This is a genomic window from Paenarthrobacter ilicis (assembly GCF_016907545.1).
Lineage (GTDB): Bacteria > Actinomycetota > Actinomycetes > Actinomycetales > Micrococcaceae > Arthrobacter > Arthrobacter ilicis.
Genome location: NZ_JAFBCD010000001.1, coordinates 1,352,887 through 1,364,635 on the forward strand (window position 1 = coordinate 1,352,887; position 11,749 = coordinate 1,364,635).

Annotated in this window: 10 protein-coding genes; 7 read left to right on the forward strand and 3 right to left on the reverse strand. The window is 64.1% G+C overall.

Annotated features, from left to right (window positions below; translation table 11 throughout):
• The first annotated feature begins 73 nt into the window (after positions 1 to 73).
• From JOE60_RS06185 to JOE60_RS06200, 4 genes are read left to right on the forward strand one after another with little or no spacing between them, the layout of a single operon-like run.
• A complete protein-coding gene (locus JOE60_RS06185) occupies positions 74 to 700 on the forward strand; it encodes a hypothetical protein (RefSeq protein WP_167264755.1) in 627 nt (208 codons plus the stop codon).
• A 39-nt stretch (positions 701 to 739) separates the two neighbouring features.
• Positions 740 to 3,025 (forward strand): NAD-dependent DNA ligase LigA, encoded by a 2,286-nt coding sequence (ligA, locus tag JOE60_RS06190; RefSeq protein ID WP_167264756.1) that lies wholly within the window; start codon positions 740 to 742, stop codon positions 3,023 to 3,025.
• Positions 3,022 to 3,846: an inositol monophosphatase family protein gene (locus JOE60_RS06195; protein ID WP_167264757.1), complete on the forward strand. Its 825-nt coding sequence runs from the start codon at positions 3,022 to 3,024 to the stop codon at positions 3,844 to 3,846. Before ligA ends, JOE60_RS06195 begins: the two co-directional genes overlap by 4 nt.
• A 56-nt stretch (positions 3,847 to 3,902) precedes the next feature.
• Positions 3,903 to 5,111, forward strand: coding sequence for an AAA family ATPase (locus tag JOE60_RS06200; protein WP_167264758.1), 1,209 nt, complete (start codon positions 3,903 to 3,905; stop codon positions 5,109 to 5,111).
• Here JOE60_RS06200 and JOE60_RS06205 read toward each other — a convergent pair.
• Positions 5,108 to 6,475, reverse strand: a complete 1,368-nt coding sequence (locus JOE60_RS06205; RefSeq protein WP_167264759.1) for an LLM class flavin-dependent oxidoreductase — start codon at positions 6,473 to 6,475, stop codon at positions 5,108 to 5,110. The two genes, JOE60_RS06200 and JOE60_RS06205, sit on opposite strands and share 4 nt — an antisense overlap.
• A gap of 290 nt (positions 6,476 to 6,765) precedes the next feature.
• On the opposite strand from JOE60_RS06205, the gene JOE60_RS06210 reads away from it, so the two are divergent.
• Both JOE60_RS06210 and JOE60_RS06215 read left to right on the forward strand, forming a co-directional pair.
• A complete protein-coding gene (locus tag JOE60_RS06210; protein WP_167264760.1) occupies positions 6,766 to 7,278 on the forward strand; it encodes a GNAT family N-acetyltransferase in 513 nt (170 codons plus the stop codon).
• A 56-nt stretch (positions 7,279 to 7,334) separates the two neighbouring features.
• Entirely contained in the window at positions 7,335 to 7,715 is a 381-nt protein-coding gene (locus tag JOE60_RS06215) for a RidA family protein (protein ID WP_167264761.1), read from the forward strand.
• A gap of 15 nt (positions 7,716 to 7,730) precedes the next feature.
• On the opposite strand, the gene JOE60_RS06220 is transcribed toward JOE60_RS06215, so the two are convergent.
• Together JOE60_RS06220 and JOE60_RS06225 are read right to left on the reverse strand one after the other, a co-directional pair.
• The gene (locus tag JOE60_RS06220; RefSeq protein ID WP_167264762.1) at positions 7,731 to 8,390 is read right to left on the reverse strand and encodes a response regulator; all 660 of its coding nucleotides are present in this window, start codon (positions 8,388 to 8,390) and stop codon (positions 7,731 to 7,733) included.
• Positions 8,383 to 10,071 (reverse strand): sensor histidine kinase, encoded by a 1,689-nt coding sequence (locus tag JOE60_RS06225; RefSeq protein WP_204814989.1) that lies wholly within the window; start codon positions 10,069 to 10,071, stop codon positions 8,383 to 8,385. Before JOE60_RS06225 ends, JOE60_RS06220 begins: the two co-directional genes overlap by 8 nt.
• 193 nt (positions 10,072 to 10,264) lie before the next feature.
• On the opposite strand from JOE60_RS06225, the gene JOE60_RS06230 reads away from it, so the two are divergent.
• Complete coding sequence (locus JOE60_RS06230; protein WP_167264764.1) at positions 10,265 to 11,746, forward strand: CitMHS family transporter; 1,482 nt, start codon at positions 10,265 to 10,267, stop codon at positions 11,744 to 11,746.
• The last annotated feature ends 3 nt before the right edge of the window (positions 11,747 to 11,749 follow it).

Here is an 11,749-nt window from a genome sequence, read left to right on the forward strand (position 1 = left end):
GGGGATGTAGGAGGATTTTTATCAAACATCCCCCAAACTTCGGGCACCCCAACGCCCGGGCTGAGGTTCTCTGATGCGACATTCTGCTGTCCCTGCCCTTTTACTGGCCGCCGGTTTGATCCTGGCACCGGCCACTGCTGTCCAGGCTGCTCCGTGCGATGGCAAGGTCTCCTGCCTCCCCACCGAGGGAGCGCAGAACCCCCTGCCCACACAGCCTTCGCTGGCTCCTGAACCGGACCAGAAGCCGGCCCCCAAGCCCACCCGGACCCGGGAACAGCAGGCGCCGCCCGTCCCGGAGGCTCCGGCGCCCGCAGCCCCGGAACCGGCCAAGGAACAGCCCGTACCCGAACGGCAGGCTCCACCACAGCAGGCTCCCGCGCAGCCGAAGGTGGCCGAAGAGCCGGCGCCCGACGTAGTGGCTCCGGAGCCCGCAACGGAGAGCACCCCCGCGGATCCGACGCGATCGGCCACTCCTTCCGCGAGCTCCACAAGCACAGCCAGCCCGCAGCCATCGGCGTCGTCCAACTGGAACACTCCCGTGGACAAGGGCAGGGAAACCCAGGCCGCTGCCATGGTCCCCAGTTCCTTCAATGGCCCCAACCTCATGGGTTTGTTCGGCATCCTGGGCGGTGTCCTCCTGGTGGGGCTCGGCGGCCTGGCTTTCGCTTTGTGGAGCAAGAACCGGCTCTCCTCGCACTAGCAGGGCTTTAATGTCGGTGGCTTACGGCAAGATAGAACTGTGAGCACACCAGAGAATCCGGATCCGGTAGACACCACAACGCAGGATGCCGCCCAAGCGGTTAAAGCGGAGGAGGGCACGCCTCCCTCGGAATCCCTGCGGGACGAGTACGAGCATCTGGCGGATCTTGTCCGCAAGTACAGGTATGCGTATTACCAAGAGGATTCCCCAACGGTCTCCGACGCCGAGTTCGATGAACTGTACCGGCGCCTCGAAGAGATGGAAGCCCTGCACCCGGAACTGGTGTCCAATGACTCTCCCACGCAGGAAGTCGGCGGGGAAGTCTCCTCCGCCTTCGCCGCGGTTGCCCATCTACAGCGCATGTACAGCCTGGATGACGTCTTCTCGCTGGACGAACTCGAAGCATGGGTCCGCAAGGCTGAGGCTTCGGTGGCAAAGCTGGGGGACAGGGTTCCGGAGATCTCATGGCTCACTGAGCTGAAGATCGATGGTCTTGCAGTAAACCTGCTCTACAGGGACGGCAAGCTGGTCCGCGCCGCCACCCGTGGGGACGGCACTACCGGCGAGGACATCACCCACAACGTATTGACCATCAAGGAGATCCCCCGGGAGCTCCACGGCAGCGGCTACCCCTCCGAAGTTGAAATCCGGGGCGAGGTCTTCATTCCTTCCAAGGCATTCGTGGCCTTCAACGAGACATTGGTGGAGGCCGGCAAGGCGCCGCTGGCCAACCCGCGCAACGCTGCTGCCGGGTCCCTGCGCCAAAAGGATCCGGCAGAAACAGCCAAACGCCCCCTGAGCATGTACGTGCACGGCATCGGTGCCCGGGAAGGCCTGGACGCCAAGAGCCAATCGGAAACCTACAAACTCCTTGAAGGCTGGGGACTGCCCGTCAGTCCCTACCTCAAGGTGCTGGATTCCTTTGAAGGTGTCCTGGAATTCATTGCCGATTACGGCAAGCGACGGCACAACCTCACCCACGAAATCGATGGGATTGTGGTGAAGATCGATGACTTCGCCACCCAGCGGGCCCTCGGCTACACCTCCCGCGTTCCCCGGTGGGCGGCCGCCTACAAGTACCCGCCGGAAGAGGTCCACACCAAGCTGCTGGACATTGCGGTCAACGTTGGCCGTACGGGAAGGGTTACCCCCTTTGGCCTGATGGAGCCGGTGAAGGTTGCCGGTTCCACGGTTGGGATGGCCACTCTCCACAACCAGGAGGTGGTGAAGGCCAAGGGCGTGATGATCGGCGACATCGTGATCCTTCGGAAGGCTGGAGACGTCATCCCGGAAATCGTGGGTCCGGTGCTGGCATTGCGGGACAAGCAGGAGCCGCCGGTCCGCGAGTTTGTGATGCCTACCGAGTGCCCCAGTTGCGGTACGCCCCTGGCTCCGGCCAAGGAAAGCGACGTGGACATCCGCTGCCCCAACGCAAAGTCCTGCCCCTCCCAGTTGCGCGAGCGTGTGTTCCACGTGGCCAGCAGGGGAGCGTTCGACATTGAGGCCCTCGGATGGGAGGCCGCGGTTGCCTTGACGCAGCCCGCTGAGCCGGAAGTGCCGCCTTTGACCAGCGAGGCCGGGCTGTTCAGCCTCACACGCGAGGATCTGTCCAATGTCCTGATCCGCCGGGAAAAGAAGTCCAAGGGCGTGGGCACGGGCCAGCATGAGCTGGTGCCGTACTTCTATACCAAGGGCTCGGCAAAGTCGCCGTCCAAACCCACGGCAACCACCGAGAAGCTGTTTGCGGAGCTGGAAAAGGCGAAGAAGCAACCCTTGTGGCGGGTGCTGGTGGCGTTGTCCATTCGGCACGTTGGACCAACAGCTTCACGGGCCTTGGCAACGGCCTTTGGCAGCATGGACGCCATCCGGAACGCCACGGAAGAGCAAATGGCACATGTGGATGGCGTTGGCCCCACCATCGCGGTGGCGCTCAAGGAATGGTTCGCGGTGGACTGGCACAACGAAATCGTGGACAGCTGGGCGGCGGCCGGGGTCCGGATGGAAGACGAACGCGATACGTCCGTGCCGCGGACACTCGAAGGCCTTACCGTCGTGGTCACCGGGACGCTGCCCAACTACAGCCGGGACGAGGCCAAGGAAGCCATCATCATCCGGGGAGGCAAGGCTTCCGGGTCTGTCTCCAAGAACACCAGCTACCTGGTGGCTGGTGAAAGCGCCGGCACCAAGCTGGACAAGGCGGAGCAACTGGGCGTCCCCGTTCTGGACGAGGATGGTTTCCGGGAACTCCTGGCCAACGGACCGGCCGCACCAGACACCGCCGCAGCAATCACCGAGGAATCCCCAGAGGAAGCAGAAACCACGTGACGGATCCGCTGGAACTGCTCGCCATCGCCACAACAGCAGCGGCGGCCGGTGCTGCTGTCCTCGCCGGACGGTCCGCCACAGGTACCGGTGGCGAGGGGCTGGAGACCACCAACAAGGGCGAAGCCGGGGACTGGGTCACAGCCTTCGACGTTGCTGCCGAGAACGCTGTCCGGGAGGCGCTTCTGGCTGCCCGGCCGCACGACGCCATCACGGGGGAGGAGCACGGGACTACCCGTCCGTCCGTTCCGTCAGGCTACAGGTGGTCCATTGACCCGTTGGATGGCACCACGAACTTCATCCGGAACATCGCCTACTACGCGACGTCGGTTGCGGTAGCGGATGCCGACGGCGTCTGGCTGGCCGGCGTCGTGGACGCTCCGGCGCTGGGACGCACCTACTCCGCCGCGCGCGGACACGGTGCATGGCTCGAAACGCGGGGGGTACGGACCCGGCTTTCCGGCCCGGTTTCCGGACGTACCGGCCTTCTCCTGGCCACGGGCTTCAGCTATGACCCGGCAACACGGGCCAGCCAGTCCGCTGGGCTGGCTGAGTTGATGGAGGGTTTTGCCGATGTGCGGCGGCTGGGTTCCGCGGCGTTGGATCTTTGCCTGGTAGCTGACGGCACCTTTGACGCCTACGGTGAGCGTGGCTTGAACGAGCATGATTTTGCCGCAGGAGCCCTGATCGCCGAAGAAGCCGGTTGTTGGGTGCGCCGTCCCCGGTTGAGGAGCCCCCTCGACGGCGGACCGGCTTCCGATGACCGGCTGGCGTCGTGGATGTGTGCCGGAACGTTGGAGTTGTCCGGCAAGTTCCCCTTGTGAAAAATCCATGACCGTGACATCTCCAGGACGGACTTACCCAGGACAGTGAATTACCCATGATCCGTACGCTGGCCATCGCCAACTTCCGATCCATCCGGGACCTGACCATGGAACTTCACGGTCTGGATGTGGTGACGGGGGCCAATGGCAGTGGCAAATCCTCCCTGTACCGTGCTCTCCGCCTGCTGTCCGAGTGCGCCGGTGCGGGCTCTGCCAATGTGGTGGGCTCGTTGGCCAGGGACGGAGGCTTGTCTTCCACGTTGTGGGCCGGACCGGAATCGATCAGCAGGGGTATGCGCGGCGGACAAGCACCGGTGCAGGGCACTGTCCGGCGCGCGCCGGTCAATCTTAAACTGGGGTACTCCGGCGACGACTTCGGCTACCTGGTGGATCTGGGTCTGCCCGCTTCAGGCAGTGCAGGCTACGACCCCGATACCGGAAGGCCGCGGGCGTCCGCCTTCAGCCTGGACCCGGAAATCAAGCGCGAGCAGATCTTCTCCGGCCCTGTGGCGAGGCCGGGATCCTTGTTGGTGGACCGCAAAGGGGCCCTGGCCAAGCTGCGCGGACCCGATGGAGAGTGGACCGAGCTGTCGCGAAGGCTGGACACATACCAGAGCATGCTCACCGAGGTATCGGACCAGGATCGCGCACCGGAGGTGATGCGGGTCCGTGACGCCGTGCGTTCATGGCGCTTCTATGATCACTTCCGGACCGACGTTGATGCCCCGGCCCGACAGGCCCGGATCGGCACCCGCACGCCGGTGATGCACCACAGCGGGCAGGACCTTGCGGCGGCGCTGCAGACCATCCGGGAGGTGGGCTTCGAGCGCCAGCTGGATGCCGCTGTCCGCCATGCGTTTCCTGGGAGTCGTTTGGATGTGGCTATTGCTGACGGGCGCTTCAGCGTGGAGTTGCTGCAGCCTGGCATGCTGCGGCCCATGAAGGCTGCCGAGCTTTCCGACGGGACCTTGAGGTTCCTCCTCCTGACCGCAGCGTTGCTGACGCCGCGGCCCCCGGAACTGATGGTGCTCAATGAACCGGAAACCAGCCTCCACGTTGACCTGATGCCGGCACTGGCCGGACTGATCGTCCAGGCCAGTGCCACCAGCCAGATGATTGTGGTGACCCACTCCGAGGCCTTGCTCACGGAGCTCCGAAAGAGTGGATCGGCGTACGAGCACCAGCTCTATAAGGACACCGGCGAAACCAGAATCGAGGGCCTCGGTGCCCTGGAGGGTCCGTCGTGGGCCTGGCCCAAACGCTAGATGGCTGATCCGATCGACGTCAGCTCCTGCACGTCGGCGTCCGCGTACTGGTTTTCAGGCCGGGGCAATCCGTAGTGCCCCCGAAGGGTGCTGGCCGTGTATTCGGTCCGGAACAGCCCGCGCGCCTGGAGAACAGGCACCACTTGGTCAACGAAGATGTCCAAGCCTGAGGGCAGCACGGGCGGCATGATGTTGAAGCCGTCAGCGGCCCCGCCAACAAACCATTCTTCGATGGCGTCGGCCACCTGCTCCGGAGTGCCGGTGAAGGTCCTGTGGCCACGGCCCCCGCCCAGCCGGCCGATGAGCTGCCGGACGGTCAGCTTCTCGCTTCGTGCCAGTTCCACAATCAGGGTGTAGCGGCTCTTGGCGCCCTCGATCTGGTCCTCGGAAGGAAGATCCGCGGGCAATTGCCGGTCCAACGGAAGATCGTCCGGCGAAAGCCGCAGGGTTTTGGCGAGTTGATCGCGGGCGTACTCGGGCCTGATCAACTCATCCAATTCGCGCTCCAGGGCAAGGGCCTCGCCCTCCGTGGAGCCGATCACGGGTACGATCCCCGGCAAAATCTTGATGCCCTCGGGGTCGCGGCCCACAGCTGCAGTCCGGGCTTTCAGATCAGCGTAGAACTCCCGGGCCCCGGCCAAGGTCTGATGCGCCGTGAACACAGCCTCGGCGTAGCGGGCGGCCAGGTCTTTGCCGTCCTCCGAAGATCCTGCCTGCACAATCAGTGGGCGTCCTTGCGGGGAGCGGGGGACGTTCAACGGGCCTCGCACCCGGAAGTGCTTTCCGGCGTGATCGATCACCCGGATTTTGGTGTCGTCGCCCCACACACCTTCCGCCTTGTCGGCAAGGATCGCATCGTCATCCCAGCTGTCCCACAGCTTCTCCGCCACCTCAATGAATTCGGCGGCGCGCTCGTAGCGGACAGCGTGGGCGGGTTGGTCCTCGACGCCGAAGTTCCTGGCGGCATCAAGGCCGGCCGTGGTCACCACATTCCAGCCGGCCCGTCCACCACTGACCCAGTCCACGGATGCGAAGCGCCGGGCCAGGTTGAAGGGGTCGTTGTAGGTGGTGGAGGCGGTGGCAATCAGCCCGATCCGTTCGGTGGCGCCGGCCAGGGCCGTCAGCAACACCGTTGGCTCCAGCTTTCCGGCGGGGCGCCGGCCCACCTCACCGTAAAGGACAGGGGAGTCGGCAAAGAAGATGGAATCCAGTTTTCCCCTCTCCGCCGTGCGCGCAAGGTGCTTGTAATGTTCCACTTTGGTCACTGCCAGGGGGTCGCTTTCGGGAAGCCGCCATGATGCCTCGTGATGGCCGGTGCTCATGAGAAAGGCGTTGAGGTGAAGCTGGCGGGACGGCGTGGTCATGATGGTTCCTCGTTTCAGGGGCAGGATTCCAGGACGGCAAAGCAGCGGTGTGGGCCAACTCAAACACGGCTCCGGAGCGGTTCTCCAGCAGGCCGACATATGCCCGCAACAGCACGAAACCGGGGGACACCCCGCGCAATCCGGCTCAACCACACGCCACGCAGGGCAACACAAGCGGCCGGCAACAGAGGCTCACAAGGTGCGGGCCGGCGTCGGGCGTTTCTGATAGTTCCATCACGGAAAGGCCCGTTTGGCGGCTCCCGCACCGGCGGAGCGACTAACATTAACAGGTGCTTTCGCCGATTACTGTCCGTCCCGCCTTGCCGGAAGACTACGACGCCGTTGCCCGGATAACGCAGGATTCCTACGTCACAGCGGGGTACTACGGCGCCGCCGACCACCCCTACCTCCAGAAGCTGCAGGATGTTGCCGGCAGGGCTGAGCACGCGGACATCCTGGTGGCTGAGCGCAATGGCCAGGTCATCGGCTCCGTCACGGCTGCACCGGCGGGTGGCGGCTTCTCGGACATCGGGCTCGAGGACGAGCTGGAACTGCGAACCCTGGTGGTTGACCCGGCTGTTCAGCGCTCCGGCGCGGGCCGTGCTTTGGTGCAGGCCGTAGTTGACCAGGCCAAGGCCATGGACGGCATCAGCGCCGTGTCCCTGACCACCGGTGCCACGTGGGAAAGCGCCAATGCCTTGTACGCGCGCACGGGCTTTGACCGGGCACCGCACCGGGATTGGTTCGTTCCCGGAACCGACATAAAGCTGTTCGTTTATCGGCTGGAGCTCGCGCAGCCATAAAGTTTCCTCGTAAAGCCCGGCCAGCAGGCGGGGTACGGCGACAGGAAAGGCGCGGCATGCGCAAGACATTCGGTTCGGGCTCGGTCTGGGAACAGACGTTGGGATACTCCCGCGCAGTCCAGGTGGACAACACTCTTTACATTTCCGCCACCGCGGCATCCGGCGAGAACGGAATTGTGGGCGATGATTTCTACTCGCAGACCGCGTTCATCCTGGAAAAACTCGGCACGGTCCTCAAAGACGCCGGCTTCTCCTACGAGGACGTTGTGCAGTCCAAGCTCTACCTGACCGATATCAGCAAGTGGGAAGACGCCGGCCGCGCCCACGGCGAGGTCTTCGGCGATATCCGTCCCACCCTGTCGTTGGTTCACGTCCTGCCGTTCCTGGACCCTCAGATGCTGGTGGAAATCGAGTTGGTGGCGCACAAGCCTGCCTAATCATCCAATCGGGAGTCAGCCCGGAATGCCATAGCGGTGTTCCGGGCGGCCGGTGGTCCCGTACCTGAGCTGGATTTCGACGGCGCCATCGTCGGCCAGCGAGGACAAGTACCGTTGCGCCGTGGCCCGGGAAACGCCCACCCGCTCGGCTACCTCGGCGGCGGAATACTGCTCGCCGGGGAGCAGCGATTCCAGGACGGCGGCTTCCGTGGCGGAACGGGGTTTGGCGGACGGGGCAACATCGCCCGGGATCAGGGAACGCTTGGCCCGTTCAATGGTGCCCTGGTCAATGGCGGGCTGCTGGCCCAAAATCCTTCGGTACCGGGCGTAGGACCGCAACTGCTGGGACAGGGTTTCGGCGGTAAAGGGTTTGAGCATGTAACCCAGGGCGCCGCGGCGCAGGGCCACCCGGATGGAATGAGCGTCGGAGGCCGCGGTCAACATCACGGCGTCCACGTCCAGCTGCCCCAGCAGGTCAAGGCCGGAACCATCGGGCAGGTATACATCCAGCAACACCAGGTCCGGGCGGAGGCTGTGGATTGCCTGCAGGGCCTGGGATACGGAGCCCGCGGGTGCCAAGGCCATGAAACCGGCAACGGAATCCACGTAGGCGGCATGAAGCCGGGCCACATGGAAATCGTCATCAACAATCAATACCCGTAAGTCTTCAGGCACTGGAATCCTCCCTGCTGGTTGGGCCGGTTTCTGCCGGTTGGGTTGCATCCATGACCCCCGGAATGGTTGCCATGAACACCGCCCCGGGGCCACCCTGGCTGCCGCCTTCGAGCACCCGCACATCACCGCCGCGTCGACGCGCCAGCTGCCGTACCAAAGCCAGCCCCAATCCTTGTCCAGCACCCGAGCGTACCGGTTGTTCCGCCGTCGTGAAGCCTTCCGTGAAGATATCCTCCGGGTCCGCGGCACCCAGCCCGTCTCCGGAGTCGCCCACCACAATGTGCAGGCTTCCGGCGTCGTCCAGGAGTTCCAGTTCCACCCACCGGTCAGGAGATGAACCGGCGACGGCGGCACTGACGGCGTTGTCGATCAGGTTGCCCAGCACGGTGGTTACGTCCTGGGGATCGGCCACGTGTCCGCGCACCAGTGTCTCCGGTCCGATGCGGATGCTCACTCCACGTTCCGAGGCTTCCACGCCTTTGGCCCCCACGAAGGCCTGGAGGTAGGCGTCCTGCAGGAGCTCGGCCTGCTCCACGGGGAATTTCAGGGGACCGGTGGCTGAGATCCTGGCCAGGTACTCTTTGGCGGAATCGTATTGGCCAATGCTTATGAACCCGGCAATGGTGTGGAGCTGGTTGGCGAACTCGTGGCGTTGGGCGCGCAATGCAGTGGACATGGTCCCCACAGCGTCCAGTTGCTGGGTCAGCTCCTGCAACTCGGTCCTGTCCCGGAGCATCACCACCCAGCCCAGGTCCTCTTTCCGGTGCCAGGCTTTGCGGGCGCTGGCCACCAGGACCCGTCCACCGGCAACGATCTCGATCGGCTCGGCGTCGCGGGCGGCTGGTTGGGTGAACTGTTTGAGCTTGGCCGGTACGTTTGCGGAATCCCAGTCCTGCCCGGTGGCATCGGGAAGGTCCAGCATGCGCGACGCCGCAGCATTGTAGACCGAGATCCTGCCATCGGCGGAAATGCCGATCACGCCGTCGTCCACACCTTGCAGGACAGCCACCTGATCATGGACCAGCGTACTGATTTCTTCGGGTTCAAGTCCCAACGTGAGCCGTTGCAGCCTGCGTCGCAGGAGGAAGGAGGCCAGGACACCGGCAAGCAGGGCACCGGCTGCGGTCACCGCGATGGGCACAATATCCCTGGCCAGGCTGTTGCTGAGGGACTCCACGGAGTAACCCACGCTGATTTCGCCGGTGATGGTCCCGGATGCGTCGGGCGCGTAAACGGGGACTTTTGCGCCGGCTGATGGCCCCAGCGTTCCGGTGTTGCGGGTGGTGATTTCCTTCCCGGCCAGGGCTACCGAAGGATCCGTACTGACCCTTTCGCCCAAGCGGGCCAGGTCCGGGTGTGCCAGACGCAGCCCGGTCTCATCCGTGATCACCACAAAAAGGGCGCCCGTCCTGGTGCGCACGGCCTCGGCGGCAGCCTGCAGCGGCCCGGCGGACAGTACCTCGGGCGGCGGAGTGCCTTCTTCCCTGCTGATGGCTTCCACGTCGGTCCTGATATCGGGGTCTGCCGCCACGGTCCGGGCCAGGGTGAGGGCCTGGTTTTCGGCTTCATCGCCGATCCTTTGGTACACCAGCCAGGCATGGACGGCGCCGCTGAGGAGAACCACCAACAGGACCACAGCCAGTTGGAGCAGGAGTGTCTGGGTGGAAAAACGCACACCCATCCTTCTGTTCTGTGGCACCGTTGCTCCTTTCCTCCAGCTCCATTGAAGCACTGAGCACAATGCGCAGAACGTTCGTAACGAGCACTACTTCCAACAATTCCTCGAAACCCCTTCGAGTGACCGGGGCCACCCTATTGTCTGTAGTGCGCATCACATCGATGTGGTGCCCTTCACAGTAGTAAAGGAGCCGGCCATGCTGGTTTTGCTTGGATTCGCAATGATTGCGGTATTCATGGTCCTGATCATGACCAAAAAGTTGACGCCGGTTCTGGCGCTGATCATCGTCCCCACCGTCTTTGGACTCTTCGCCGGGGCAGGCCTCGGCATCGGGCCCATGGTCATGGAATCCATGAAGTCCATGACGTCAACGGCAGCCCTGCTCATGTTCGCGATCATCTACTTCGGATTGATGATCGACGTTGGGCTCTTTGATCCACTGGTGAAGTTCATCCTCCGCAAGCTCGGCAACGACCCCGCCAAGGTTGTCCTGGGCACCGCCATCCTGGCTGCTGCCGTTTCCTTGGACGGCGACGGTTCCACCACCTTCATCCTCACCACCGCTGCGATGCTCCCGGTCTACCTGCGCCTCAAGATGAGCCCCGTGGTCCTCACCTGCGTTGCAGGCCTGGCCAACGGAACCATGAACATCCTTCCGTGGGGCGGCCCCACGGCCCGCGCCGCCACCGCCCTCAAACTCGATGTAAACGACGTCTTTGTTCCCATGATCCCGTCCTTGATCGTGGGCCTCATAGTGGTCCTGGTCTTCTCCTGGCTGCTGGGCCTCCAGGAGCGCAACCGCCTCCGCGCCGTTGCCCCGGAGATCTGGGGCGAGGTTGCCGATCCTGCAGACTCGTTCGACGGCGGCAGCGGCCGCGGCGGCTCGGGCACCGGCCGCAGTGGTTCCGGCGTAAGCCGCACCGGCTCAACCCGCACCAGCGGCAAGCCCGTCACGGGTGGAGGCGCCGGCGTCGTTGTTCTTGAACGCACCGAAGAACTCGTGGACGACCACGATGCCGCCATGGCCGATACCGCCCTGGACCCCAACCGCGCCACGCTGCGTCCCAAGCTGTTCTGGTTCAACCTGGCACTCACGGTTGCCGTCATGGTCACGTTGGTAGCCAACATTGTTCCCTTGCCGTTCGTCTTCATGGTCGGTTCCGCGATCGCACTGCTGGTGAACTTCCCCAAGGTCAAGGACCAGGGCGCCCAGTTGATCGCCCACGCACCGTCGATCGTGGCGGTTGTCAGCATGGTCATGGCAGCAGCAGTCCTCACGGGCGTGCTGAACGGCACCGGCATGGTCAAGGCAATGTCCGAGTGGCTCGTCCAGATCATTCCCGCGGACATGGGCCCGTTCATGGCCATCATCACCGGCGTGCTCAGCATCCCCATGACGTTCTTCATGAGCAACGATGCGTTCTACTTCGGCGTACTTCCCGTCCTCAGCGAAACGGCCGCCCACTACGGCGTCGGCGCAGCGGACATGGCCCGTGCTTCCATCACCGGCCAGCCGTTCCACCTGCAGAGCCCACTGGTCCCCGCCATCCTGTTGCTGGTTTCACTGGCCAAGGTTGAACTGGGCGACCACCACAAGAAGGTCCTGTGGCGCACCGCGGTCATCTCCCTGGTGATGCTGGCTGTGGGTGTCCTGACCGGGGCCATCGGCATCGGCTAAACG

Coding starts and splice junctions, on each gene's coding strand:
- JOE60_RS06205 (WP_167264759.1), bottom strand. CDS start 6,475: ATGACCACGCCGTCCCGCCAGCTTCACCTCAACGCCTTTCTCATGAGC.
- JOE60_RS06230 (WP_167264764.1), top strand. CDS start 10,265: ATGCTGGTTTTGCTTGGATTCGCAATGATTGCGGTATTCATGGTCCTG.
- JOE60_RS06200 (WP_167264758.1), top strand. CDS start 3,903: ATGATCCGTACGCTGGCCATCGCCAACTTCCGATCCATCCGGGACCTG.
- JOE60_RS06185 (WP_167264755.1), top strand. CDS start 74: ATGCGACATTCTGCTGTCCCTGCCCTTTTACTGGCCGCCGGTTTGATC.
- JOE60_RS06215 (WP_167264761.1), top strand. CDS start 7,335: ATGCGCAAGACATTCGGTTCGGGCTCGGTCTGGGAACAGACGTTGGGA.
- JOE60_RS06225 (WP_204814989.1), bottom strand. CDS start 10,071: ATGGGTGTGCGTTTTTCCACCCAGACACTCCTGCTCCAACTGGCTGTG.